The 24501-nt window shown below is 72.9% G+C and carries 26 protein-coding genes; 16 read left to right on the top strand and 10 right to left on the bottom strand.

All coding sequences use genetic code 11. The features are described 5' to 3' along the window. Positions 1-31: 31 nt before the first annotated feature. From ACT80S_RS02975 to ACT80S_RS02965, 3 genes are read right to left on the bottom strand one after another with little or no spacing between them, the layout of a single operon-like run. Positions 32-358 (bottom strand): YkgJ family cysteine cluster protein, encoded by a 327-nt coding sequence (locus ACT80S_RS02975; RefSeq protein ID WP_377412382.1) that lies wholly within the window; start codon positions 356-358, stop codon positions 32-34. 19 nt (positions 359-377) lie between these two features. Continuing rightward, a complete protein-coding gene (gene argF, locus ACT80S_RS02970; protein WP_377412379.1) occupies positions 378-1295 on the bottom strand; it encodes an ornithine carbamoyltransferase in 918 nt (305 codons plus the stop codon). Positions 1296-1308: 13 nt separating this feature from the next. Next, entirely contained in the window at positions 1309-2502 is a 1194-nt protein-coding gene (locus ACT80S_RS02965) for an aspartate aminotransferase family protein (protein ID WP_377412376.1), read from the bottom strand. A gap of 211 nt (positions 2503-2713) precedes the next feature. On the opposite strand from ACT80S_RS02965, the gene ACT80S_RS02960 reads away from it, so the two are divergent. Beyond that, complete coding sequence (locus ACT80S_RS02960) at positions 2714-3031, top strand: DUF3579 domain-containing protein (protein WP_377412373.1); 318 nt, start codon at positions 2714-2716, stop codon at positions 3029-3031. A gap of 176 nt (positions 3032-3207) precedes the next feature. Here the strand turns inward: ACT80S_RS02960 and rpsT are convergent, their stop codons facing one another. Next, positions 3208-3510, bottom strand: a complete 303-nt coding sequence (gene rpsT / locus ACT80S_RS02955; RefSeq protein WP_377412370.1) for a 30S ribosomal protein S20 — start codon at positions 3508-3510, stop codon at positions 3208-3210. A gap of 109 nt (positions 3511-3619) precedes the next feature. Between rpsT and murJ the strand changes: the two genes are divergently transcribed. Both murJ and ACT80S_RS02945 read left to right on the top strand, forming a co-directional pair. Continuing rightward, the gene (gene murJ, locus ACT80S_RS02950) at positions 3620-5185 is read left to right on the top strand and encodes a murein biosynthesis integral membrane protein MurJ (protein ID WP_377412367.1); all 1566 of its coding nucleotides are present in this window, start codon (positions 3620-3622) and stop codon (positions 5183-5185) included. A 52-nt stretch (positions 5186-5237) separates the two neighbouring features. After that, on the top strand, positions 5238-6089 hold the full coding sequence (locus ACT80S_RS02945; protein ID WP_377412364.1) for a SirB1 family protein: 852 nt from the start codon (positions 5238-5240) through the stop codon (positions 6087-6089). A gap of 7 nt (positions 6090-6096) precedes the next feature. Here the strand turns inward: ACT80S_RS02945 and purM are convergent, their stop codons facing one another. Then, positions 6097-7128, bottom strand: coding sequence for a phosphoribosylformylglycinamidine cyclo-ligase (gene purM, locus ACT80S_RS02940; RefSeq protein ID WP_377412362.1), 1032 nt, complete (start codon positions 7126-7128; stop codon positions 6097-6099). A gap of 91 nt (positions 7129-7219) precedes the next feature. Between purM and hda the strand changes: the two genes are divergently transcribed. Genes hda through folK form a run of 4 tightly spaced genes read left to right on the top strand, consistent with a single transcriptional unit; the run spans position 7220 to position 10652 of the window. Further along, positions 7220-7894 carry a DnaA regulatory inactivator Hda gene (gene hda, locus ACT80S_RS02935; RefSeq protein ID WP_377412359.1) on the top strand — a complete coding sequence of 225 codons (675 nt, stop codon included), beginning with the start codon at positions 7220-7222 and terminating at the stop codon, positions 7892-7894. After that, positions 7891-8556, top strand: a complete 666-nt coding sequence (locus ACT80S_RS02930) for an HAD family hydrolase (protein WP_377412356.1) — start codon at positions 7891-7893, stop codon at positions 8554-8556. The genes hda and ACT80S_RS02930 overlap by 4 nt, the downstream gene beginning before the upstream one ends. Continuing rightward, positions 8553-10157, top strand: coding sequence for a polynucleotide adenylyltransferase PcnB (gene pcnB, locus ACT80S_RS02925; protein WP_377412354.1), 1605 nt, complete (start codon positions 8553-8555; stop codon positions 10155-10157). Before ACT80S_RS02930 ends, pcnB begins: the two co-directional genes overlap by 4 nt. Positions 10158-10175: 18 nt before the next feature. Further along, a complete protein-coding gene (folK, locus tag ACT80S_RS02920; RefSeq protein ID WP_377412351.1) occupies positions 10176-10652 on the top strand; it encodes a 2-amino-4-hydroxy-6-hydroxymethyldihydropteridine diphosphokinase in 477 nt (158 codons plus the stop codon). A gap of 51 nt (positions 10653-10703) precedes the next feature. On the opposite strand, the gene ACT80S_RS02915 is transcribed toward folK, so the two are convergent. From ACT80S_RS02915 to ACT80S_RS02900, 4 genes are all read right to left on the bottom strand, one after another. Continuing rightward, positions 10704-12065, bottom strand: coding sequence for an NAD(P)H-dependent oxidoreductase (locus ACT80S_RS02915; protein ID WP_377412350.1), 1362 nt, complete (start codon positions 12063-12065; stop codon positions 10704-10706). A 163-nt stretch (positions 12066-12228) separates the two neighbouring features. Beyond that, positions 12229-12705, bottom strand: coding sequence for a protein-tyrosine phosphatase family protein (locus ACT80S_RS02910; RefSeq protein WP_377412348.1), 477 nt, complete (start codon positions 12703-12705; stop codon positions 12229-12231). Positions 12706-12793: 88 nt separating this feature from the next. Beyond that, positions 12794-14074, bottom strand: coding sequence for a c-type cytochrome (locus ACT80S_RS02905; protein ID WP_377412345.1), 1281 nt, complete (start codon positions 14072-14074; stop codon positions 12794-12796). Further along, positions 14071-14784, bottom strand: coding sequence for a c-type cytochrome (locus ACT80S_RS02900; protein ID WP_377412638.1), 714 nt, complete (start codon positions 14782-14784; stop codon positions 14071-14073). The genes ACT80S_RS02905 and ACT80S_RS02900 overlap by 4 nt, the downstream gene beginning before the upstream one ends. 368 nt (positions 14785-15152) lie before the next feature. Between ACT80S_RS02900 and ACT80S_RS02895 the strand changes: the two genes are divergently transcribed. Then, the gene (locus tag ACT80S_RS02895) at positions 15153-16895 is read left to right on the top strand and encodes a carboxypeptidase-like regulatory domain-containing protein (RefSeq protein ID WP_377412343.1); all 1743 of its coding nucleotides are present in this window, start codon (positions 15153-15155) and stop codon (positions 16893-16895) included. A 2-nt stretch (positions 16896-16897) separates the two neighbouring features. Continuing rightward, positions 16898-17407, top strand: a complete 510-nt coding sequence (locus ACT80S_RS02890; protein ID WP_377412341.1) for a hypothetical protein — start codon at positions 16898-16900, stop codon at positions 17405-17407. Between the two features lie 61 nt (positions 17408-17468). On the opposite strand, the gene ACT80S_RS02885 is transcribed toward ACT80S_RS02890, so the two are convergent. After that, a complete protein-coding gene (locus tag ACT80S_RS02885) occupies positions 17469-17747 on the bottom strand; it encodes a 2Fe-2S iron-sulfur cluster-binding protein (protein WP_377412339.1) in 279 nt (92 codons plus the stop codon). A 41-nt stretch (positions 17748-17788) separates the two neighbouring features. Between ACT80S_RS02885 and ACT80S_RS02880 the strand changes: the two genes are divergently transcribed. From ACT80S_RS02880 to ACT80S_RS02850, 7 genes are all read left to right on the top strand, one after another. Continuing rightward, entirely contained in the window at positions 17789-18706 is a 918-nt protein-coding gene (locus tag ACT80S_RS02880; protein ID WP_377412337.1) for a DUF808 domain-containing protein, read from the top strand. Positions 18707-18720: 14 nt separating this feature from the next. Beyond that, positions 18721-19869, top strand: a complete 1149-nt coding sequence (locus ACT80S_RS02875; protein ID WP_377412635.1) for a methyltransferase — start codon at positions 18721-18723, stop codon at positions 19867-19869. A gap of 74 nt (positions 19870-19943) precedes the next feature. Continuing rightward, positions 19944-20600, top strand: coding sequence for a hypothetical protein (locus ACT80S_RS02870; protein WP_377412336.1), 657 nt, complete (start codon positions 19944-19946; stop codon positions 20598-20600). Positions 20601-20716: 116 nt separating this feature from the next. Continuing rightward, positions 20717-21226 carry a hypothetical protein gene (locus ACT80S_RS02865; RefSeq protein WP_377412335.1) on the top strand — a complete coding sequence of 170 codons (510 nt, stop codon included), beginning with the start codon at positions 20717-20719 and terminating at the stop codon, positions 21224-21226. A gap of 95 nt (positions 21227-21321) precedes the next feature. Beyond that, complete coding sequence (gene gshA / locus ACT80S_RS02860; protein WP_377412333.1) at positions 21322-22875, top strand: glutamate--cysteine ligase; 1554 nt, start codon at positions 21322-21324, stop codon at positions 22873-22875. Between the two features lie 98 nt (positions 22876-22973). Continuing rightward, on the top strand, positions 22974-23456 hold the full coding sequence (locus tag ACT80S_RS02855; RefSeq protein ID WP_377412331.1) for a hypothetical protein: 483 nt from the start codon (positions 22974-22976) through the stop codon (positions 23454-23456). 94 nt (positions 23457-23550) lie between these two features. Next, positions 23551-24462, top strand: coding sequence for an SDR family NAD(P)-dependent oxidoreductase (locus tag ACT80S_RS02850; RefSeq protein ID WP_377412329.1), 912 nt, complete (start codon positions 23551-23553; stop codon positions 24460-24462). Positions 24463-24501: the final 39 nt, after the last annotated feature.

Raw genomic sequence — 24501 nt, 5'->3', positions numbered from 1 at the left:
GGGGCGTGTGGGCGGTGCGCGCCCGCGGCGCTCAGTGCAGCGGGCCTTCCAGCGCCGGCAGGCCGTGGCGCGCGCGGGCCCGGGCGCAGGCGTCGCTGCCGGCCTCGAACTCGCGGCAGGGGGAGGGGCGCCACTCGTAGATGCCGCAGGCGGCCTTCACGCCCACCTGGCCGGTGAGCGCCGCGCAGCGCGGGGGCGAGTGGTCGGTGCCGCGCATGCGGCAGGTGTGGGCGGTCACCGGCACCGCCAGGCCCGAGGGCACGCGGCCGAACTGCTCGTCGAGTTCGTCGGCCGCGAAGTCCACCCGGAAGCTGGCGCAGCAGGCGCCGCAGGTGAGGCAGGGATGGACGTCGGCCACGCGAGGCGATCCAGGCCGGTCAGGCGACGCGCCCGAGCAGCAGGTACTCCATGAGCGCCTTCTGCACGTGCATGCGGTTCTCGGCCTCGTCCCAGACGACCGACTGCGGGCCGTCGATCACCTCGGCCTCGACCTCCTCGCCGCGGTGGGCAGGCAGGCAGTGCATGAACAGCGCGTCGGGCTTGGCCACGGCCATCATGCCGGCGTCGACGCACCAGTCGGCGAAGGCCTTCTTGCGCGCCTCGTTCTCGGCCTCGTAGCCCATGCTGGTCCAGACGTCGGTGGTCACCAGGTCGGCGCCCTTGCAGGCTTCCAGCGGGTCCTTGAACACCTTGTAGCTGCCGGTGCCGCGCACGCCGGCCACCGACTGGTCGACCTCGTAGCCGCTGGGCGTGCTCAGGTGCACGGTGAAGCCCAGGAGCTCGGCGGCCTGCAGCCAGGTGTTGGCCATGTTGTTGCCGTCGCCCACCCAGGCGACCACCTTGCCCTGGATCGAGCCGCGGTGCTCGATGAAGGTGAAGATGTCCGCCATGATCTGGCAGGGGTGGAACTCGTTGGTCAGGCCATTGATCACGGGCACCCGCGAGTGCGAGGCGAAGCGCTCGATCTTGTCCTGGCCGAAGGTGCGGATCATCACCAGGTCGACCATGCGGCTGATCACCCGGGCCGAGTCCTCGATCGGCTCGGCGCGGCCCAGCTGGCTGTCGCCGGTGGTCAGGTGGACCACGCTGCCCCCCAGCTGGTACATGCCGGCCTCGAAGCTCACGCGGGTGCGCGTGGAGGCCTTCTCGAAGATCATCGCCAGCGTGCGGTCGGCCAGCGGGTGGTACTTCTCGTAGGCCTTGAACTTGGCCTTGATGATGGCCGCGCGCTGGAACAGCCAGGCGTACTCGTCGGCCGTGAAGTCGGTGAACTGCAGGTAGTGCCGGATCGTCATGGTCGCAGGAAGGTCATTCGGCCAGGAAGGCCTTGATCAGCGGCACCAGGGTGCCCAGGATCTCGTCGGCCTCGGCCTGGGTGAGGATCAGGGCGGGCACCATGCGCACCACGGTGTCGGCGGTCACGCTCAGGAGCAGGCCGGCGTCGGCGGCGCGCTGCACCAGCACGCCGCAGGGCTTGGCCAGCTCGACGCCGATCATCAGGCCCTGGCCGCGGATCTCCTTCACGCCCGCCACGCCGGCGAGCTCGCGCTCCAGGGCCGACTTCAGGTGCGCGCCCACGCGGGCGGCGTTCTCCAGCAGGCCGTCCTCCTCCATGATGCGGATGGTCTCCACGCCGGCGCGCATGGCCAGCGGGTTGCCGCCGAAGGTGGTGCCGTGGTTGCCCGGCTGGAAGATGTTGGCGGCCTTGGGGCCGGCCACCACCGCGCCGATCGGCACGCCCGAGCCCAGGCCCTTGGCCAGCGGCATGACATCGGGCTTGATCCCGGCCCACTGGTGCGCGAACCACTTGCCGGTGCGGCCCATGCCGCACTGCACCTCGTCGATCATCAGCAGCCAGTCCTTCTGGTCGCACAGGGCGCGCACCTGGCGCAGGTACTCGGCGCGCATCGGGTTCACGCCGCCTTCGCCCTGGATGGTCTCGAAGAAGACGGCCACCACGTCCTTGTCGCCCTCGGTGGCCTTCTTCAGCGCCTCGATATCGTTCAGCGGCACGCGGATGAAGCCCTCCACCAGCGGGCCGAAGCCGGCCTGCACCTTGGGGTTGCCGGTGGCCGAGAGGGTGGCGATGCTGCGGCCGTGGAAGGCCTTCTCGTAGACCACGATCTTGGGGTTCGTGATGCCCTTGTCATGGCCCCACTTGCGCGCCAGCTTCAGGGCCGCCTCGTTGGCCTCCAGGCCGCTGGAGCAGAAGAAGGCGTTGGTCAGGCCGGACAGTTCCACCAGCTTGGCCGCCAGGCGTTCCTGGTCGGGGATGTGGTAGTAGTTGCTGCAGTGGATCATCTTGGCCACCTGGTCCTGCAGCGCCGGCACCAGCCGGGGGTGCCCATGGCCCAGGGTGTTGACGGCGATGCCGCCCAGCGCGTCGAGGTACTGCTTGCCGTTCACGTCCCACAGGCGCACTCCCTTGCCGTGCGACAGGGCGATGGGCAGGCGCCCGTAGGTGTTCATGACATGCGGCGACGCGGCCTCGATGTGAGCCATTGCAATCCTCTCCAAAAACAAAATCGGCCCAACGAATTGAGCCGCCGAGGGTCGATTTTAGGCACAGGTCGTGCTAATCACTGATGACACGCCCGGGCCCGCCGCGGCCCCCGCCGCGCGGGGTCGGCAAGTCTTATATAAGATATAATTCTTGAGCGCTGCGGCAGACAGGCGATCCCTGGCCGCGGCGTGCAAACCACCCCTGATCCAGATGGTCTCTAACGCTGCCAAAGAAGTCTTCATCCAGGGCATCACCAGCCAGGGGCGCACCTTCCGCCCGAGTGACTGGGCGGAGCGTCTGGCCGGTGTCATGAGCTCGTTCCGCCCCGGCGGCGCCCATCCCGGCAGCCACCTGAGCTACTCCCCCTGGTGCATCCCCACCGTCATCGGCGGCGTCAAGTGCGTGGTCGTGAACCGCGAACTGCGCGACTTCGAGCCCATGGCCTGGGACTTCCTCATGAACTTCGCCAAGGACAACGACCTGCAGGTCTCCGAGGCCTGCCTGATCCCCGACGAGCCCGCGAAGTAGGGCCGCGGCCAGGCGGGGAGGGCGGGCCTGGGTCGACCCGGCCCCTTGCCCCGGACCCGGTAACCCCGGAAACGAAAAAACCGCCCGAAGGCGGTTTTTCTTTTTTGCTTTGCTGGCAGCGCACCCGGTTCAAACGGCGGGCCGGTGAGGGCCCGTGCGAATGCCCAAGCGGGTGCTTAGGCGGCGGCGAGTGCCAGGGCCTTGACCTTGGCGGACAGGCGGCTCTTGTCGCGAGCAGCCTTGTTCTTGTGGAAGATCGCCTTGTCGGCCACGGAGTCGATGACCGACTGGGCCTTGGCAAACAGTTCGGTGGCCTTGGCCTTGTCGCCGGCGGCGACGGCCTTTTCCACGTTCTTCACCACGGTGCGGTACTTGGAGCGCAGCGAGGAGTTGGCGGCGTTGAGCTTGACGTCCTGGCGGGCGCGCTTGCGGCCCGATGCCAGGCGGGGGTTCTTCTTCTTGGGTTTTCCAGAAGCCATTTCAAAAATCCTTTAGGTGTCTGAGGATGATGCCAGCAAAGCCCTCCATTGTACTCCAGGCCGGCCGAACTGCCCAGACCATGCCGTGGGGCCCCGGTAAACTCGGCGCGTGAGCCTCTTCAAAGCCGCCTCCACCGTCTCCCTGCTGACCCTGGCTTCCCGCGTCACGGGCCTGGTGCGCGACCTGCTCATGGCCTCGGCCTTCGGCGCCTCGGCGCTGACCGACGCGTTCAACGTCGCCTTCCGCATCCCGAACCTGTTCCGCCGGCTGTTCGCCGAGGGCGCCTTCAGCCAGGCCTTCGTGCCGGCCCTGGCCCATGTGAAGGAGCGCGAGGGCGAGGCCGCCACCCATGCCCTGGTGGACCATGTAGCCACCGCCCTGGCCTGGGCCCTGGTGGCCACCTGCGTGGTCGGCGTGGCCGGCGCGCCGGTGCTGGTCTGGGCCATGGCCAGCGGCTTCCAGAAGGACCCGCGCGCCATGGAGGCGGCGGTCTTCATGACCCGCTGGATGTTCCCCTACATCGGGTTCATGTCGATGGTGGCCCTGTCGGCCGGGATCCTGAACACCTGGAAGCGCTTCGCCGCGCCGGCGGCCACGCCGGTGCTGCTGAACCTGTGCATGATCCTCGCCGCCTGGAAGGGGGCGCCGGCCTTCGCCGGCTGGGGCATCGAGCCGATCTACGCCATGGCCGCGGGTGTCATGGCCGGCGGCGTGCTGCAGCTGGCGGTGCAGGTGCCGGCCCTGGCCCGCATGGGGTACCTGCCCCGCATCGGCCTGACCTGGGCGCGCCTGCGCGCGGCCTGGGCCCACCCCGGCACCCGGGGGGTGGGCCGCAAGATGCTGCCGGCCCTGCTCGGGGTGGGGGTGGCCCAGATCTCCCTGCTGATCAACACCCAGATCGCCTCCTGGCTGCCGCATGGCAGCGTCACCTGGCTCAGTTACGCCGACCGGCTGATGGAATTCCCCACCGCGCTGCTCGGCGTGGCCCTGGGCGTGGTGCTGATGCCCCAGCTGGCCGCGGCCCATGCCAAGGCCGACACGCAGCGCTATTCGTCCATGCTGGACTGGGGCCTGCGCCTGGTGGTGCTGCTGGCGGTGCCCAGCTCGGTGGCCCTGCTGGTGTTCGCCCAGCCCCTGGCGGCCACGCTGTTCCACTACGGCGCCTTCACCGGCCACGACGTGGCCCAGGTGTCCGTCGCCCTGGCCGGCTACGGCGCCGGCCTGCTGGGGCTGGTGGCGATCAAGGTGCTGGCGCCCGGCTATTACGCCAACCAGGACATCCGCACGCCGGTGCGCATCGCCATCGTGGTGCTGGTGGTCACGCAGCTGCTGAACGTGGTGCTGGTGCCCGCGCTGCAGCATGCCGGCCTCGCCCTGTCCATCGGCCTGGGGGCGCTGCTCAATGCGGGCTGGCTGCTCGCGGGCCTGCGCCGCCGCGGCAGCTGGCGGCCTTCGCCGGGCTGGGGCCGCTTCCTGCTGCAGGTGCTGGCGGCCACGGTGCTGCTGGCGGTGTTCCTGCTGTGGGCCGGCGGCTCGTTCGACTGGGTGGCGCTGCGCGCCCAGCCCGGGCAGCGGGTGGCCACCCTGGCGGGCCTGCTGGCGGCCTCGGGTGCCATCTACTTCGGCGCCCTGTGGGTGGCCGGCCTGAAGCTGCGGCAGTTGCTCGCGCGCTGAAACGCAGCTTGCCCTGCTTGACGCGGCCCAAGGTCGCGCATACAACTTCCGCATGCAGTTGAACCTCTCGCCGCCGACGCCCCTCGAGTACTTCCGGGCTCTGGTGGCCAGCGACGAGCACTTCCCCCTGCTGGAGGCCGCCGCCAGCCTCGCCCAGGACGAATACCCCGAGTTCGACGTCCAGCAGGTCCTGGACGACGTCGACCAGATGCTCGCCCGCCTGCGACGGCGCCTGGCGGCCGATGCGCCGCCTCTGCACAAGCTGCGCATGCTCAATCAGTTCTTCTTCCGGGACCTGAGCTTCGGCGGCAACGTCAACGACTACTGCGACCCCGACAACAGCTACCTGCACGTGGTGATGCGCACGCGCCGCGGCATCCAGATCTCGCTGGCGGTGCTGTGGGTGGAGCTGGCCCAGGGGCTGGGGCTGCACGCGCGCGGCGTGTGCTTCCCAGGGCATTTCATGGCCAAGGTCAACCTGCCCAAGGGGCAGGTGGTGATCGATCCGTTCACCGGCCACTCGCTCTCGCGCGAGGAGCTGGCCGAGCGGCTGGAGCCGTACAAGCGCCGCAGCGGGCTGACCGGGGAGTTCGACGTGCCGCTGGGGCTGTACCTGCAGTCGGCGCCGCCGCGGGACATCGTGGCCCGCATGTTGCGCAACCTGAAGGAGATCCACCGGGCCCAGGAGGACTGGGCGCGCCTGGTGGCGGTGCAGGACCGGCTGGTGATCCTGCTGCCCGAGGCCTGGGGCGAATGGCGCGACCGCGGCCTGGCCCATGCTGAACAGGGCCACACCCAGCGCGCCGTGGCGGACCTGGAGGTTTACCTGGCCAATGCCCAGGACGCCCTGGACATCGACCTGATCGCCGAGCGCGTCGCCGCGTTGCGGCGCGCGCCGGGCTGACCCCCGTTTACAGCACTTCGACCGGGGCGCCGCCGCCGCGCTCGGCGATGGCGCCGATCTCGTGGACCGACTCGCCCAGCGAACGCAGGGTGGCCGCGGTGGCCGCAGCGTGGGCGGCGTCGACCACCACCACCATGCCGATGCCGTTGTTGAAGGTGCGGTTCATCTCGTAGTCGGAGATGGCGGCGGTCTTCTGCAGCCAGGCGAACAGCTCGGTCTGCGGCCAGGAGCCCTTCTTCAGGTGGGCGGCCGTGCCCTCGGGCAGCACGCGCGGGATGTTTTCCAGCAGGCCGCCGCCGGTGATGTGGGCCAGCGCCTTGATCGGGTGCTGGGCCAGGGCGGCCAGCACGTTCTTCACGTACAGGCGGGTGGGGGCCATGACGGCCTCGCGGAACGGCTTGCCGTCCAGCGTGGCGGGCAGGTGGCCGGCGGCGCGGTCGATGCACTTGCGCACCAGGGAGAAGCCGTTGGAGTGCACGCCGGCGGAGGCCAGGCCCAGCACCACGTCACCGGGCTTGACGTCCTTGCCGGTGAGGATCTTGCTCTTTTCCACCGCGCCCACGCAGAAGCCGGCCAGGTCGTACTCGCCGTCGGGGTACATGCCGGGCATTTCCGCCGTCTCGCCGCCGATCAGGGCGCAGCCCGATTCCTCGCAGCCGCGGGCGATGCCGCCGACCACGGCGGCAGCGGTGTCCACGTGCAGCTTGCCGCAGGCGAAGTAGTCCAGGAAGAACAGCGGCTCGGCGCCCTGCACCAGCACGTCGTTCACGCTCATGGCCACCAGGTCGATGCCGACGGTGTCGTGCATGTCCCACTCGAAGGCCAGCTTGAGCTTGGTGCCCACGCCGTCGGTGCCGGAGACCAGCACCGGCTCCTGGTACCGCTTGGGCACCTCGAACAGGGCGCCGAAGCCGCCGATGCCGGCCATCACGCCCTCGCGCAGGGTCTTCTTGGCCAGGGGCTTGATGCGCTCGACGAGGGCATCACCGGCGTCGATGTCCACGCCGGCGTCTTTGTAGGAGAGAGGAGCTTGTGTCATGGGGACCGATAGAATTTGGCCGATTTTACTTTCCACACCCGCGCCCCCTGATGCTTTCGACTCCAGCGCCCCGATCCGGCGCCCCCGCCGCATGAAACAGATCGCGCTGGACATCGGCCTGGCCCGCGGCCCCACGCTGGCCGGCTTCTGCGCCGGCCCCAATGAGGCGGCCCTGTCGCACCTCAAGCTGTGGTGCGGCAGCCCGACCCGTTCGCCCGTGCCCACCTACCTGTGGGGCGAGGGCGGCAGCGGCAAGACCCACCTGCTCAAGGCGGTGGCCGAAGCCCTGCGCGAGCAGGGCGCCTCGGTCGGCTGGCTCGACGCCACGATGGCCGAGCCGCCCGAGTTCGACGAGCGCTGGGCGGTGGTGCTCATGGACGACACCCACCTCTACACCGCGGTGCAGCAGCACGCCGCGTTCAACTGGTTCGTCAACGCCCAGACCCACCAGCGCGCGGTGCTCGCCGCCGGCGAGGTGCCGCCGGCCGACCTGAAGCTGCGCGAGGACCTGCGCACCCGCCTGGGCTGGGGCCATGTGTTCCAGCTGCACGTGCTGTCCGAGCCCGAGCGCCGCGCGGTGCTGCGCCAGGCCGCCGACGACCGCGGCGTCTTCCTCTCCGACGAGGTCATGGACTGGATGCTCAATCGCTTTTCCCGCGACCTGGGCAGCCTGATGCAGCTGCTGGACCACCTGGACCACTACGCCCTGCAGACCAAGCGCGCCATCACCATCCCCCTGATCCGCTCCATGCTGGAGAACGAGTGAAACTCGCCCTGTTCGACCTCGACCACACCCTGCTGCCGATCGATTCCGATTACTCCTGGGGCCAGTACACCCTGGAGATCGGCTGGTGCGACCCGGGCCACTTCAAGGCCCGCAACGACCAGTTCTTCGCCGACTACCAGGCCGGCACCCTCGACGTGCACGAGTACGTGCGCTTCGCCACCGAGGCGATCCGCCTGCGTGGCGAGGCCGCCGCACTGGCCGCGCGCGAGGACTTCATCGCCCGGGTGATCCGCCCGGCCCTGCGCCCGCAGGCGCTGGACCTGGTCCGCAAGCACCAGGACGCCGGCGACCACGTGATGATCGTCACCGCGACCAACGAGTTCGTCACCCGCCCGATCGCCGACCTGTTCGGCGTGCCGGAGCTGATCGCGGTGCAGCTGGCCCGCGACACCTCGGGCTGGATCACCGGCGAGATCGACGGCATCCCCTCCATGCGCGCCGGCAAGGTGGCCCGGATGGAGCTCTGGCTGTCGGACCGGGGCCTGTCCTGGGACGACGTGGACGCGACCTTCTACTCCGACTCCATGAACGACCTGCCCCTGCTGGAGAAGGTATCCCACCCGGTGGCCACCAACCCCGACGCGCGCCTGCGCGCCATCGCCTCCGAGCGGGGCTGGCCCATCCTCGACCTGTTCACATGATCAAGAAACTCATCGACCGCCTCCTGGGCGGCAGCGGCAGCAAGCCGAAATTCGGCAAGCGCCGCGAGATCGCCCGCGACCAGCACGGCATCGACCCGTCGCTGGTCGACGAGCGCGCCGTCAACGTGGTGCGCACCCTCCAGGGCGCGGGCTACGAGGCCTACATCGTCGGCGGCGCGGTGCGCGACCTGCTCCTGGGCCTGCGGCCCAAGGACTTCGACGTCGCCACCAACGCCACGCCCGAACAGGTCAAGGGCCTGTTCCGCCGCGCCTTCATCATCGGCCGGCGTTTCCGCATCGTGCACGTCGTCCATGGCCGCGGGCGCGAGCACGAGGTGATCGAGGTCTCGACCTTCCGCGCCTACATGGACAACGCCGCGGCCGAACAGGTCGCCGGCAACGAGCGCACCAGCAAGAGCGAACTGGCCGGCATGAAGCACGCGGTGGACGCCAGCGGCCGCGTGCTGCGGGACAACGTCTGGGGCCCGCAGGACGAGGACGCCACCCGCCGCGACTTCACCGTCAACGCGATGTACTACGACCCGCAGACGCAGGTGGTGGTCGACTACCACGGCGGCATCGAGGACGCGAAGAAGAAGCTGCTTCGCATGATCGGCGACGCCGCCACCCGCTACCGCGAGGACCCGGTGCGCATCATCCGCGCGGTGCGCTTCGCGGCCAAGCTGTCGCCCCTGGGCTTCAAGCTGGAGTCGAAGACGGCCGCGCCGCTGAAGGCCTGCCTGAAGCTGCTGCAGGACGTGCCGCAAAGCCGCCTGTTCGACGAGATGCTCAAGCTGCTGCAGACGGGCCACGCGCTGGCCACCATCGAGCAGCTCAAGGTCCTGGGCATGGAGCGCGGCATCTACCCGCTGCTGGACCTGGTGGTCGAGCGCGCCGGCCAGCCCTTCGTGCGCGCCGCGCTGGCCGACACCGACCGCCGCGTGGGCGAGGGCAAGCCGGTGGCCCCGAGCTTCCTGCTCGCCGCCGTGCTCTGGGCCGACGTGCGCGAAGGCTGGGCCAGGCGCCAGGCCCAGCGCGTGCCGCCGTTCCCGGCGCTGCAGGATGCGATCGACGAGGTGTTCGACTCGCGCATCGGCGACGTCTCGGGCCGCGGCAAGCTCGGCGCCGACATGCGCGAGATCTGGATGATGCAGCCGCGCTTCGACAAGCGCACCGGCAGCAGCCCCTTCAGCCTGGTGGAGCAGCCCCGCTTCCGTGCCGGCTTCGACTTCATGCGCCTGCGCGCCGACATCGGCGAGGTCGACGTGGTGCTGGCCGACTGGTGGCAAGAGTTCAGCGTGGCCGACGACAACGCCCGCGAGGACCTCCTGGCACAGGCCCGCGAGGAGCAGGGCAAGGGCGGGCGACGCGTGCACCGCGTCAAGCCCGCAGCGCCGGAGGGCGAGGGCGGCCGCGCCGCGCCGGCGCGGCGTGAACCCCGCGAGCCCCGTGAGGTCGGCGAGGCTGGCGAGCGGCGCGATCCCGGCGACGCCGGCAGCGAAGGCGCCGAGGGCGATGGCGCCGCGCCCAAGAAGCGCCGCCGCCGCCGCCGCAAGCCGGCCGGCGAGGGCGGTGGCGCGCCGTCCGGCGGCGAGGCCTGACCCCCACGGGTGGCCCGCATGGACACGCCCGGCCCCGTGACCGCCTACGTAGGCCTGGGCGCCAACCTCGGCGATGCCCGGGCCACCGTGGCCCTTGCCCTCGAGGCCCTCGGCCGCCTGCCGCAGACCACGCTGCTGCGCGCCTCCTCCCTGTACCGCACTGCGCCGCACGAGGCGCAGGGGCCGGACTTCATCAACGCGGTCGCGGCCCTCGCCACCCGGCTGCCCGCGCACGAACTGCTCGCGCAGCTGCAGGCGCTGGAGAACGCGGCGGGCCGCGAGCGGCCGTACCTCAACGCGCCACGCACCCTGGACCTGGACCTGCTGCTGTACGGGCAGGCGCGCATCGACACCCCCACGCTCACCGTGCCGCACCCGCGCCTGGCAGGGCGCGCCTTCGTGCTGGTGCCGCTGGCCGAGATCGCGCCGGAGCGCGTCACCCCGGCGCAATTGCAGGCCGTGGCCTCCCAGGCGATCGAGCGGCTGCCGGCCTGAGCGCGCTGCCGCGTCCGCGGCCCTCGCCGCCGCCGGGCGGCCGCCCCAGCCTCAGGCGCCGATCGACTGGCCGGGCTTGAAGGATTCTTCCATCTGGCGGCGCAGCTGCCAGGCCCGCGTACCGGTGTCCATGGCCACGTCGTCCCAGGTCACGACCTGGCCCTTGCGTACCGGGCGCACCACCTTGACGTCATGCGCCAGGCCCAGCGGCACGCCGCCCAGGCGCACCGACTTGTCTGCGGGCAGCAGCTTGCCCCACACGGTGTAGCCGCCCTCGCCATCCAGCAGGTCGCCGGGTGCGAGGTCGCGCTTGGCGGTGGCCACCACGTCGGCATTCCACGCCGTGGCCACGCCGGTGGCCTCGCCGCGCAGGGCCACCGAGGCCACCGACAGGCCGACCTCCAGCCCGATCAGGTGCCAGCGCTTGTACAGGGTGAAGTAGCGGCCGGTGGGATCGGTGTGGGCGTTGTACTCCTCGAAGCAGTTGCGGATGTACTCGGTCTCGCCTTCCACCGTGACCCATACGCCCATGCGGATGTCGTAGGGAATGCGGCGGCCGTCGGGCTCCAGCGACGAGATCACCTCCACCATCCCCTTGCGTTCGAGCACGCCGCCCTCGCTGCGCGGTCGGGTCACGAAGGGGATGTCCTCCACGCTGGCCGGCGGGTACAGCAGGCCGTCGGAGGGCACGCCCAGGCCGGTGGCATTCGACACCGCGGCGCTCTCGATGCTGGGCTTGGAGCCGTCGAGGAAGCTGTTGAACATCTTCGGGTTCAGGCCGCCGCGGCGGGCCTGCTCGGGGGTGAGGCCGTAGTGTCCCCACACCGTCTCGGGCGTGGACTCGCAGAAGTGCGGCAGCCACTTGTGGCCGCGGCCGGCGGCCACCACCGGGAAGCCGCAGGTGCGGGCCCAGTCCACCAGGTCGCAGATCAGGGCGGGCTGGTCGCCGAAGGCCTGCGAGTACACCACGCCGGCCTCGGCGGCGCGGCGCGCCAGCAGCGGGCCGCAGAAGGCGTCGGCCTCCACCGTCACATTGACCACGTGCTTGCCGTGCGCGAAGGCTTCCAGGCAGTGGTCCACCGCGGCCACCGGGTGGCCGGTGCACTCCACGATCACGTCGATGGCGGGATGGCGCACCAGGGCCAGCCAGTCGTCGCCCACATGGGTGAGGGCCCCGGACCTGATCGCGGCGTCCAGGCTGGCGGCCTCCAGGCGTGCCGGCTCCCAGCCCACGCGGGCCAGGTTGGCGCGGGCGCCGTCGGGGGACAGGTCGGCGATGCCGGCCAGGTGCACGCCGGGCGTGCGCGGCACCTGCGCGAGGTACATCGAGCCGAACTTGCCGGCGCCGACCAGGCCGACGCGGATGGGGCGGCCTTCGGCGGCGCGCTGCAGGAGCTTGGAATGCAGGCTCAAGGGGTCTCCTTCTCTTTTTCTCCGGGTCGCAGCGCCGGGGACCCCGTCAGCCCGGGGGGCTGCGAGGGCCCTCCCGCCAGGGGCGCGCAGCCAGCATACGGTGCGCCCCGGGCGCAGGCCTGTCGCCCAGAGGACGCCGGCCCGCACCACCCGACGGCACGCTTCAGAACCAGTCGACGAAGCCGGCCTGCTCGGCGTTCTGCGGGTTGGAGCCCGCCTCGCGCACCCGCGCCAGGGCCTGCGGCGTGTCCAGCCCCAGGGACTTGAGCACGCAGGCCGCCGCCGAGCCGGTGCGGCCCAGGCCGGCGGCGCAATGCAGCAGCACCGACTCGCCCTCGCGCACGCGGCGGGCCACGTCCATCACCTGGGTGCGGAAGGCGGCCGGGTCCTCGGGCAACCCGAAATTGCGCATCGGCAGCAGCGTCCAGCGGAAAGGCAGGCGGCCGCGCGCCACGGCCGCGTGGTAGGCGGGCGACAGCTCGGCGATCTCCTCGCGCGGGGTGAGGCACACCACCAGCCCGAGCCGCACGGCCTCTGCCTCGGCAACGAAGCGCGTCCACGGCTCGAAGCGCCCGGGCATGGACGACAGCCACAGCCGGCCGGTGGCCTCGGGCGGGAGCGCCAGCAGGCGAAGGCTCATGGCGCGACCCCGGCGCGAGGTCCCGCCAGGGGGGGGCGGCCCGGCGTGCGGGCGGGCGCACCCCGCCTCGGGAGGGACGGCCCGGCGCTCATCGCAGGCTCCGTTGCTGGGCCACGTCCAGTTCGCTGACCATGCCGGCGCGGTTGCCCCAGCTGCCGCGGATGTGCGTGAGCACGGCGGCGACATCGGCATCCGACAGCTCCAGGGCGAAGGGCGGCATGCCGAACGGGCGGGGGTGTCCCTCGGTGGCGGGGCCGAAGCCGCCATGGATCACCACCTGCACCAGGTTGGCCGTCACCGGGAGGGTGACCGCGCGGTTGCCCGCCAGCGGCGGGTAGGCGCCGCCGACACCCTCGCCGCGGTCGCCGTGGCACTGGGCGCAGTGGTTCTCGTACAGGCGCGCGCCGCGCTGAGCCACGCTGGCGGGTGTCGGCGGCGCGGGCGGGCGCGGCGTCTCGGCGGCCGGCGGCACCGACTTGAGGAAGGTGGCCATGGCCTGCAGGTCCGGCAGGGACAGGTGCTGCGTGCTGTGAAGCACCACCTCGGCCATCGGCCCCAGGGTGCTGGCGCCGGGCGTGTGGCCGGTGCGAAGCAGCCGCACGATGTCCTCCAGGGGCCAGCCGGCGACGCCGGCCTCCCGGTCCGAGGCCAGCGAGGGCGCGTACCAGGCCTGCATCGGGATCATCCCGCCGGACAGGTCCATCATGTCGCTGGCGCCCAGGGCGTTGCGCGTGGCATGGCAGGCCGAGCAGTGGCCCAGCCCGCGCACCAGGTAGGCGCCGCGGTTCCACTCGGCGCCGCGCGCGGGCTCCTCGCGCAGCTCGCCGGGGCGGAAATACAGCGCCCGCCACACGGCCAGCGATGCCTGCGTGTTCACCGGCCAGCGCAGGTCGTGCGGGGTGTTCTCGCGCGCCACCGGCGGCACGCTGCGCAGGAAGGCGAACATCGCGTCCGCGTCGGCGCGGGTCACCAGGGTGTAGTTCGTGTAGGGGAAGGCCGGGTACAGCATGCGCCCGTCCCGCGAGCGGCCATGGTGCAGCGCGCGCCAGAAGTCGTCGGCGGACCAGTGGCCCAGCCCGGTCTTCGGGTCGGGCGTGAGGTTGCCCGCGTAGACCGTGCCGAAGGGCGTGACGATGCCGCGCCCGCCCGCCCAGGGTGCGCCGCCCCGGTCGGTGTGGCAGGCCATGCAGTTGCCGGCGCGCACGAGGTACTCGCCGCGCGCGATGAGGTCCGGTGTCGCGGGGGCGGCGGCGGCCGGCGCCGCGGCGGGCGCGCCGGAGCCGGCCTCGCTGCGCGCGAACATCACGCCGAAGGCGATGCCCGCCAGCGCCAGGAGGCCCAGCAGGGCGAGGGAGATGCGGCGGATCACGGCGTCATCCTCCCGGCGGGAAGGACGGCGCTGCCGCAGGCGATCTCGGGCGGCCGGGGCAGCTTCGCCACCGGCTTGGTGCTGGCCGGCAGGGGCTGGGCCGCCAGCCAGGTGGCCACGGCGGTCAGGTCCTCGGCCGGCAGGGCCTGGGCGATGCGGGCCATGCAGTCGGGGGCGTGGGCGCGCCGCTGGCCGCTGCGCCAGGCGCCGAGCTGGGCGTTCAGGTAGTCCCGCGGCAGCCCCAGCAGCCCCGGGGTGTTGGGCAGCACGCCCGTGAGCTGCGGGCCGTGGCAGGCGGCGCAGGCGGGCAGCTGGCGCGCGGCATCGCCCTGCAGCGCCAGCTGGCGGCCTCGCTCCAGCACCTGCGGCGGCGCGGGCGCGGGGGCCGGCGGGGGGTAGGGCAGGTCCAGGCTGGCGAAGTGCTGCGCGATCTCGAGCAGGTAGGCGTCGGACAGCGGGTCCAGCAGGCGCGTCATCAGGCCGTAGTGGCGGCGGCCGTCGCGGAAATGCAGCAGCTGGTTGTACAGGTAGCCGGCCGGCTTGCCGGCGATGCGGGGGTAGTAGCCGTCGGGGCCGGCGCGGCCCTCGGCACCGTGGCAGGCGCTGCAGGCCCGGGTGCGCTGGGCCATGGTGTCCTCGAACGGTGCGGCCGAGGCGCAGGCCGACGCGGCGGCCAGGATCAGGGCGGTCAGGAACTTCACGGCCCGCATCATGCCAGCCCGTCCTACGCCTGCCGCGGGAAGGGGCGGGCAGGCTGGCGCGCATGGCCACCGACTCCACTCCCGCCAGCGCGCCCGACGTGATCCCGCCGCGACCGGCCCCGGCACCGGGTCCCGCCAGCGATCCGGCGGGCTCGAATGCGCCGCGCCCCGAGCCCGACCCGCAGGCCGAACGGCGCCCCTCCGGCAGCGACGGGCGCGCGCCGCGCAGGCCGTATTCCACGGGCAACGATTAGCCGCAGCCCGCGCGCCAGGCTCCTCAGCGAGCTGACAGCTTGCGCGGCAGCATCGCTTCCCTCCTGGACACCCATGGCCGCCCGCCACGAGCGGGCGATGCCACTCCCTTCACCGAGGTGTCCATGACCCATTCGTCCTCAAGCCGCCCGGCCCGGCCGCGCGCCACCCGCTGGCGGCTCGCCGCTGCCTTGCCGGCCTTCCTGTACCTGACCCTGCTCGCCGCCTGTGGCGGCGGGGGCGGCGGCGGCGCCGATGCCCCCGCCGAGCCGCCGCCACCCCCCGTGCCCGTGCAGCCGGCCGACCCGGTCCGGCCCGTCGGCCCCGTCCCCGTCCCGGGTGACGCGACGGTCCGCGGCCGCGTCACCTTCGATTACGTGCCGAGCGCCGGCGGCCGCCTCGCCTACGCGCACGTCGAGGCCCGCCCGGTGCGCGGCGCGCGGCTGCAGCTGGTGGACGAGGCCGGCACCGTCGTGGCCGACACGCGCACCGACGCCGAGGGCCGCTACAGCGCCCAGGCCCCCGAGGGCCGCCCGGTCCGCCTGCGCGTGAGTGCCGAACTCCTGGCGGGCAATGCCCGCACCCGCGTCACCGACAACACCCAGGGCGACGCCCTGTACGCGCTGGAGTCCCCCGCCTTCACCGGCGGCGGCACCCGCGACCTGCACGCGCCCTCCGGCTGGACCGGCGCGGGCTATCGCCAGCCCCGGTCGGCCGCGCCCTTCGCCGTGCTCGACACGGTCTACCGGACCCAGGCCGCCCTGCTGGCGGTCGACCCCCGCGCGGCCCTGCGCCCGCTGGACGTCCACTGGAGCCCCGGCAACCGCGCCGTGCGCGGCGACAAGTCGCAGGGCCAGATCGGCGGGACGCACTTCACCGCGGCGGCTGCCGACACCACCGCGCACATCTACGTGATGGGCGACGAGGACGTGAACACCGACGAATACGACGAGGGCGTCATCGCGCACGAGTGGGGCCACTATTACCAATGGGCCTTCTCGCGCAGTGACTCGCCCGGCGGGCGCCATGCCGGCGAGCCGCTGGAACTGGCGCTGGCCTTCAGCGAGGGCTGGGGCAGCGCCTGGTCCGGCATCGCCCTGGGCATCGCGGCGATTTCCGATGCCATGGGGCCGGGCCAGGCGTCCGGCTGGTTCCTGCCGCTGGACCGCGCCGTCACGAAACGCCCCGGCGCCCATGCCGAGGACTCGGTGGCCACGGTGATCTGGAATTTCGCGCGCCAGCGCGGGGTGGTGCCGGTCCACGCTGCCATGCGACAGCTCGCCGCCTCGCCGGCCTTCAACACCCTGTATGCCTTCTCGCACGCCGTCCGCGGCGCCGACCCGGACGCCGCCGACGCGCTCGACGTCCTGCTCGAGGGGCAGGCCATCGTGACCTCACGGAGCTCGGGGGATGCCTATGGCACCGGCGAGACGAACGACGGCGGCCTGCAGGTCCTGCCGCCCTACCTGCCGCTGGCCCCGGGCCAGTCCGCCAGGGTCTGCAGCGTCAGCACGTACGGCAAGCCCAACAAGCTGGGCAACACCCGCTACCTGAAGGTCGTCACCCACAGGGCCGGGCATTACAAGCTCGCGATCCTCGGTCGCGACCGGGGCGATGGCAGCCGGCCGCGGGTGGAACTCTCCTGGCTGGACGGCGTGGAGCGCACCTACGGCTGGACCGACACCCCCGGGCTGGACGTCGACCTGCCGCTGCCCGCCGGTACCCTGGTCCTGAGCCTGGCCGACCGGGATGTCTTGCGCGGCTCGTACGCCACCGGCTGCTTTGACGTGCAGCTGGTGGAGCTCGCCGAGCCGCCCGCCGCCTCCTCCTACGCCGCCCCTTCCTTCACGCCCCTGCGAGCCCGATGAACATGAAGCGCCTTTCCCATGCACTGAACCTCCTGCTGGCCCTGGGTGCCCTGTGCACGCTGGCCTCGGTGCAGGCCGCCCCGGCCTCCGCCGCTCCCATGGCCCCGGCGGCCGACCCGCACGGTCCCGTCCACGGCGCCGGCGTGGACATCCGCCACACCCTGGAGCGAACCGGCGCCGACACGGTCCTCGTGACGCTGCGCCTGTCCGGCGCGAGCGACCCGGCGGGCGCGACGTTCCGCTACACCGCCACCGGCGGCGCCCGCCTGCTGCAGGCGGACAGCACGCCGCTGGCTGCAGGTGCGGCCGGCACCCGCGAGGTGAGGGTGCGCATCGACGCGAGCGGTGCGCCGCACCTCAACGTCTTCACCACCCAGGCCGGCCGCACGGCGGTCCTGAGCATTCCGCTGGTCGATGACCCGGCGCGCCTCAAGGCGGCGCCCGCAGGCAGCGCCGGGCGCGGCCCCGCGGGCGAACGCCTGATCGTGGTGCCGGGCGTGCTGCGCCCCTGAGGCGGCATCGCCGCCTTGCCAGGGCTGCCTGCGGGCGGCCCTTTTCCTTTGGGAAGCACGCTCAGGGCGTGGCGCGCAGCACCAGGTCACTGAGCGGGTACGCCGCGCAGGGCAGGATCCAGCCCTGCGCCTTTTCCTCGGCCAGCAGGCCGGGCCATTCGATGCGGTAGCCCACGCGGCCGGATTCGAGCTGCTGGATGCAGGCGCGGCAGGTGCCGTTGCGGCAGGAGTTCGGCAGCACCAGGCCCGCCGCCTCGGCCGACTGCAGCACCGTGCGGTCCGCCGCGAGCGCGAAGCGCGGCCCGTCGGGGCCCAGGCGGGCGAGGTACTCGGCAGGCATGGCCCATGATAATGGCCGACCCTCCGCCCGCCCGACACCCCATGGCCTCCAGCTTCTTTGCGCTGCTCGACGACATTGCCACCTTGCTGGACGACGTGTCCGTGCTCACGAAGGTCGCGGCGAAGAAGACCGCCGGCGTGCTCGGCGACGACCTCGCGCTGAACGCGCAGCAGGTCACCGGCGTCGCCGCCGACCGCGAGCTGCCCGTGGTCTGGGCGGTGGCGCGCGGCTCCCTGGTGAACAAGCTGGTGCTGGTGCCCGCCGCGCTGGCCATCAGCGCCTTCGTGCCCTGGGCAGTGACCCCGCTGCTGATGGTGGGCGGAGCCTGGCTGTGCTTCGAGGGCTTCGAGAAGCTGGCCCACCGCTTCCTGCACTCGCCCGCCGAGGATGCCGCGCACCACCAGGCGCTGGCGCGTGCGCTGGCCGACCCGCAGGTCGACGTGCTGGCGCTGGAGCGGCAGAAGGTGCGCGGCGCGGTGCGCACCGATTTCATCCTCTCCGCCGAGATCATCGTCATCGCCCTCGGGACGGTGGCCGGCAGCCCCTTCGGTACCCGGGTGGCGGTGCTCGCCGGCATCGCGCTGCTGATGACGGTGGGCGTGTACGGCCTGGTCGCCGGCATCGTGAAGCTCGACGACGCGGGGCTGGCCCTGAGCCGCAGTGCGTCGGGCGGCGTGCGCGCCCTGGGGCGAGGCCTGCTGCGTGCGGCGCCCTGGCTGATGAAGGCCCTCTCGGTCGCCGGCACGGCGGCCATGTTCCTGGTGGGTGGCGGCATCCTGCTGCATGGCATCGAGCCGCTGCACGGTGCGGTCACCGGCACGTTGCAGGCGTGGGGCGGCCTGGCCGCCGCGGCCGGCGCCCTGCTGGCCGATGCGGTGACCGGCATCGCCGCCGGCGCGCTGGTGCTGGGCGCCGCCGCAATGGGCCGCCGGCTCCTTCCTGCCCGGGAGGCCGCATGACGGACGCCCCCGCGATGGTCGCCTGGACCGAGGGCGGCGCACCGCGCAGCGCCCGCTGGCGCAGCGAGGCCGGCTGGCCCGCGCCCGCGCGCGTGGAGGTGGCCGACGACCAGCTGCCCGCCGACGCGGCCTACCGCCTGGTGTGCGAGGGCACCGCGCTGCTGTGGCGCGGCGACTTCCACAACGCGCGCCAGCTGCTGCAGGCCCTGGCCCGCCGCATCGACCGCAAGCCGCGCAAGCCCGTACCTGCGCCGGCCTCGATCACCGAGGCCTTCCACAAGCACCGCCAGGCCCAGGGCCGGCGCGCGCGCCTCCTGGGCATGCTGCTGGTGGAGGTGGCGGGGGACCACGGCATCGCGCTGCGCCGCGCGCCCGACCTGCACGCAGCCTGCGCCGAGGCCTGGGGCCCGGCCGACGGCCAGCCCCAGCTCGTGGCGCTGCGTGAGCTGCAGGGGCTGGTGGGGGCGCACGAGTGGCGCAAGGCCGGCGTCGAGATCCCCGCGCTCGGCCCCGCGCCGGGCAACCGCATCCATCCGCACTATGGCGTGTTCTCGCCGGTGCGCGGCGAGTACCTGGACCTGCTGGCGCGCGCCCCGCTGCCGGCGGACCGGGCGCTCGCCTTCGACGTCGGCACCGGCACGGGGGTGGTGGCGGCCCTGCTGGCCCGGCGCGGCATCGCCCGCGTGGTCGCCACCGACCTGAACCCGCGCGCCCTGGCCTGCGCCCGCGACAACCTCGGGCGCCTGGGCGTGCAGGACCGCGTCGAACTGCTCGAGGCCGACCTGTTCCCGCCGGGCCGCGCGGCGCTGGTGGTGTGCAACCCGCCCTGGGTGCCGGCGCGGCCGGGGTCGGCGCTGGAGCTCGCGGTGTACGACGAGGGCAGCCGCATGCTGCGCGGCTTCCTGTCGGGGCTGGCGGCGCACCTCGCGCCGGGCGGGGAGGGCTGGCTGGTCCTGTCCGACCTGGCCGAGCACCTGGGCCTGCGCCCGCGCGAGGAGTTGCTCGGGTGGATCGCCGCCGCCGGCCTGGCGGTGAAGGACCGGCTCGACATCCGCCCGCGCCATCCCAAGGCCTCCGACCCGTCGGACCCGCTGGCAGCGGCCCGCGGCAGGGAAGTGACTTCCCTGTGGCGGCTGGTGCCCGCAGGCCACACGCCCGCCTGAAAGCGCACGCCTACGCGCGGCGCAGGACGCGCCGCACGGCCACCCCGCCCGGGCGGGGCTAGTGTGGGCGGGCCATGAGCCTGCCCGCCATCCTCCTGCTGTCCACGGCCCTCGGCGCCGCCGCGCTGCCCCCGCCCGATTTCGGCGCCGAGCGCGTCTCGCCCGAGGCCCGGCAGGTCGCTGCCTGGGCCCTCGCCTCGGGGGACCATGGCCGCGGGCACCTGGTCATCGTCGACAAGAAGCGGGCGCGCGTCTACGTGCTCTCGCCGGCGGGCCGGCTGCTCGGCGCGGCGCCGGCCCTGCTGGGGCTGGCGCGCGGCGACGAGTCGGTGCCCGGCATCGGCGAGCGGCCGCTGCGGTCGATCCTGCCGCACGAGCGCACCACGCCAGCCGGCCGCTTCGTTGCCGAGCCCGGTACCAACCTGGCCGGCGAGGACATCGTCTGGGTCGACTACGCCTCCGCCGTGTCCATGCACCGCGTGCGCGCCACGTTGAAGTCCGAGCGCCGGCTGCAGCGCCTGGCCTCGCCCACGCCCGGCGACAACCGCATCTCCTACGGCTGCATCAACCTGCCGGTGCGGTTCTACGAGCAGGTGCTGGTGCCGGCCGTGCGAGCCGGGGCGGTGGTCTACGTGCTGCCCGATACGCGCGCGCTGGCCGAGGTCTTCCCGCCCGGGCGGCGTCCTGCACGCCCGTCGCCGCAGGCCGTGGTCGAGGCGGGCTCCGTCTGACACGAGGTCCTGCCGGCCACCGACGAGGCGCCGCTGCGGGCTGCCTAGGCTGGTCGCAGCCGGCAGCGATGCTGGCCAGTGACCAGCCATTCCAAGCCATGTAAGGAGTCTGCGAAATGACCACATCGAGCCTTCTGCGCCGCCTGCTCGCGGGCCTCGCCACCGCCGCCCTCGCCGGTGCTGCCCTCGCCCAGGGCAGCGGATCGGGCGCCGGCACCACGGGCGGCACGGGCGCCACCGGCGGCACCACCGGAACCCAGGCCTCGCCCTCCGGCGCGGGGGACACCAGCACGCCGGGCGCGGCCTCGCCGGCGCCGGGGTCCACCGGGGCCGGCACCCCCTCCGGATCGCCCTCCGACACCGGCACCATGGGCGCCGGCGGTTCGCCGGGCACCGGGTCCACCGGCACCGGCACAGGCACAGGCACAGGCACCGGCAGCACGGGCGCCGCCGACACCGGCACCGGCACCTCGGGATCGAGCATGGGCGCCGGCAGCGCCACCACCGGCACCCCGTCGGGCAGCGCCGGCACCGGCGCCACCGGCAGCATGGGCGCGGGCTCCGCAACCACCGATACCACCACCACCACGACGCAGCAACGCACCCGCCGCGCGGACCGCAACTGAGTCCTGTCACGGCAGGGAACGCACAAAGGTGTTAACTTCGGCGGGACTCTGGGGCGGCTGATCCACTGGCCGGCCCGGCCCTCCGACAAGAAGACATGAGCATTTCCCTGCCGGCCCTCAGCGGGCTGGACCCCACGCGCCTGCTCGGCATCCGCCGCGGCGTCGAGAAAGAAAGCCTGCGGGCCGCGCCCGACGGCTCGCTGGCGGCCACGCCGCACCCCGCGGCGCTGGGCAGCGCGCTGACGCACCCGCACATCACCACCGACTACAGCGAGGCGCAGCTGGAACTGATCACGGGCGTGCATGCCACGCCCGAGTCCTGCGTGGACGAACTGCGCGAGATCCACCAGTTCACGCTGCGCCAGATCGGCGAGGAGGCCCTGTGGGCCTCGAGCATGCCGTGCGCCCTGCCTGACGAAGACCAGATCCCGATCGGCCGCTACGGCAGCTCCAACGTGGGCCAGGCCAAGAGCGTCTACCGCATGGGCCTGGCCTGGCGCTATGGCCGGCGCATGCAGACCATCTCCGGCATCCACTACAACTGGTCGATGCCGGGCGTGGACAGCGCCGCCTACTTCGGCCTGATCCGCAATTTCCGCCGCCACGCCTTCCTGCTGCTGTACCTGTTCGGCGCCTCACCGGCCCTCAACGCCTGTTTCGTCGAGGGGCGCGACCACCAGCTGCAGGCGCTGTCCGAGGGCACGTTGTACCTGCCGTACGCCACCTCGCTGCGCATGGGGCGACTGGGCTACCAGAGCGAGGCGCAGTCGCGCCTGGCCGTGAGCTACAACGGCCTGGAGGGCTATGCCGACTCGCTGCACGGGGCGCTCACGCGCCCCTACCCGCCCTACGAGGCGATCGGCGTGCGCGGCCCCGACGGCGCATACCGCCAGCTGGCCACCAGCCTGCTGCAGATCGAGAACGAGTTCTACGGCACCATCCGCCCCAAGCGCACCATCTTCCCGGGCGAGCGCCCGCTGCACGCGCTGCGCGAGCGCGGCGTGGAGTACGTGGAGGTGCGCCTGATGGACCTGGACCCGTTCGAGCCCCTGGGCATCGACGCGCAGGCCATGCGCTTCCTCGACGTCTTCCTGCTGCACTGCCTGTTCGCTGAGAGCCCGCCCGACACCCCCGAGGAGATCGCCCGCATCGGCCGCAACCAGCACCGCACCGCCGCCTTCGGCCGCGATCCGGCGCTGCGGCTGGAGCGGGACGACGGCGAGGCCGGCCTCGCCGCCTGGGGCCACGAGCTGCTCGACGCGTGCGAGGGCGCCGCGCGCGCCCTGGACGCCGCCCTCGGCGGCACCCTGCACCAGGCCGCCCTGCGCGTCGCCCGCGAGCGCCTCGACGACCCGTCGCTCGTGCCTTCGGCGCGCGTGCTCGCGGCGATGGCGAAGGACCACGGCAACCGCTTCTTCGATTTCGGGCTGGACCGGTCGCGGCGCGTGCGCGAGGAGCTCCTGGCGCTGCCCTGGAGCGAGGCGCAGCAGGCGCGTTTCACGGCGCAGGCCGCGGCCTCGCTGCAGGAGCAGGCCCGCATCGAGGCCAGTGACAGCCTGCCCTTCGAGATCTATCGCCAGAAGTACATCGCGCCCGAGCGCCTGGGCCTGGGCCGGGCCGCGGTGGCGCCTTCGCTGGCCGCGCCCTGAGGAGCCGGGGACGGCGCTGTCGGCGCCGTCCTACCCGGTGACGGCGCGCAGGGCGCGACAGTCCGGGTTGTCCGTCCATCCACGAAGAGGAGGTGTCCATGATGCAAGTCCCCCTGGCCCGCATGGCGCTGGCCGTCGCCCTGGCGGCGGTGGCCGCAGGCGCTACGGCCCGCAATGACGATGCGCCCGGGCAGCGGCGCAAGCAGGAGCGGGAGCCGGAGGCTGCGGTCTCGCGCGAGGCCGCCCCGCGCACCGAGGTGCGTATCGGGGCGACCTTCACCGACCGCGACCGCGAGGTGGTGCGCACCTGGTACGGCGAGCAGGCCCAGCGCGCCGGGCGCTGCCCGCCGGGGCTGGCGAAAAAGAACAACGGCTGCCTGCCGCCCGGCCAGGCGAAGAAGTACCAGATCGGCCGACCGCTGCCGTCGGACGTGGTCTGGTACTCGGTGCCGCCGGCGCTGGTGACGCGCCTGCCGCCCTTGCCGGTGGGCCACGGCTACATCCGCGTGGGCGCGGAGATCCTGCTGATGGACCGCCGCAGCAACGTCGTCATCGACGTCGCCGCCGCCTTCCCGTTGTAGGCCGGCCCTGACGGGCGCGATGTCCCCTGCGGCACAGGCGCAGGGGGCGTGGCGTCGTAGAGTCGCTGCCGCAACGACCAACGGGAGGACCTCCATGGCATTGGACTTCAGCGGCCGCGTGGCCATCGTCACCGGCGCCGGCGGCGGCCTGGGCCGCCAGCACGCGCTCGCCCTGGCCGCGCGCGGCGCCAAGGTGGTGGTCAACGACCTCGGCGGCGCGGTCGACGGCACCGGGGGCAGCGTGGGTGCCGCCCAGGCCGTGGTCGACGAGATCCTCGCGCGCGGTGGCGAGGCCATCGCCAACGGCGCGTCGGTCACCGACTTCGACGCGGTGCAGTCCATGGTCCGCCAGGCTGTCGACACCTGGGGCCGCATCGACATCATCGTGAGCAACGCCGGCATCCTGCGGGACAAGACCTTCGCGAAGATGGACCTGGCCGATTTCCGCGCCGTGGTCGAGGTGCACCTCATGGGCGCGGTGCATTGCTGCAAGGCCGCCTGGCCCTACATGCAGGCGCAGAAGTACGGGCGCATCGTCCTGACCACGTCCTCCACCGGCTTGTATGGCAACTTCGGCCAGAGCAACTACGGCGCCGCCAAGCTGGCGCTGGTGGGGCTGATGAACACGCTGGCGCTCGAGGGGCACAAGCACGACATCCGGGTCAACTGCCTGGCCCCTACGGCGGCCACGCGCATGACGCAGGACCTGTTCCCGCCCGACATGCTCGAGGCCTTCGGCCCCGAGTCGGTGGTGCCGGCCATGCTGGCCCTGGCCCACCAGGATGCGCCGACCAAGACGACGCTGTGCGCCGGCGCCGGCGCCTTCGAGTCGGCGCAGGTCACGCTCACCCAGGGCGTCTACATCGGCGCCGGCCCGGATGCCGACGAGGCCCTGGCCGCGCGCCTGCCACAGGTCTGCGACGGCGCCGGGGCCTCGGTGCCCGCCAGCGGCGCCGGGCAGGGCGACAACGAACTGCGCCTGGCGCGCGCCGCCCGCGCTCGCTGAGGCAAGGGGTCGGGGGCGCAGGGCCGCCCCGCACGCAGT

The sequence above is a fragment of the Ramlibacter sp. MAHUQ-53 genome, assembly GCF_052600055.1.
Note: the sequence above shows the minus strand (reverse complement) of the source record. Positions and strands in the feature narration are given on the sequence as shown.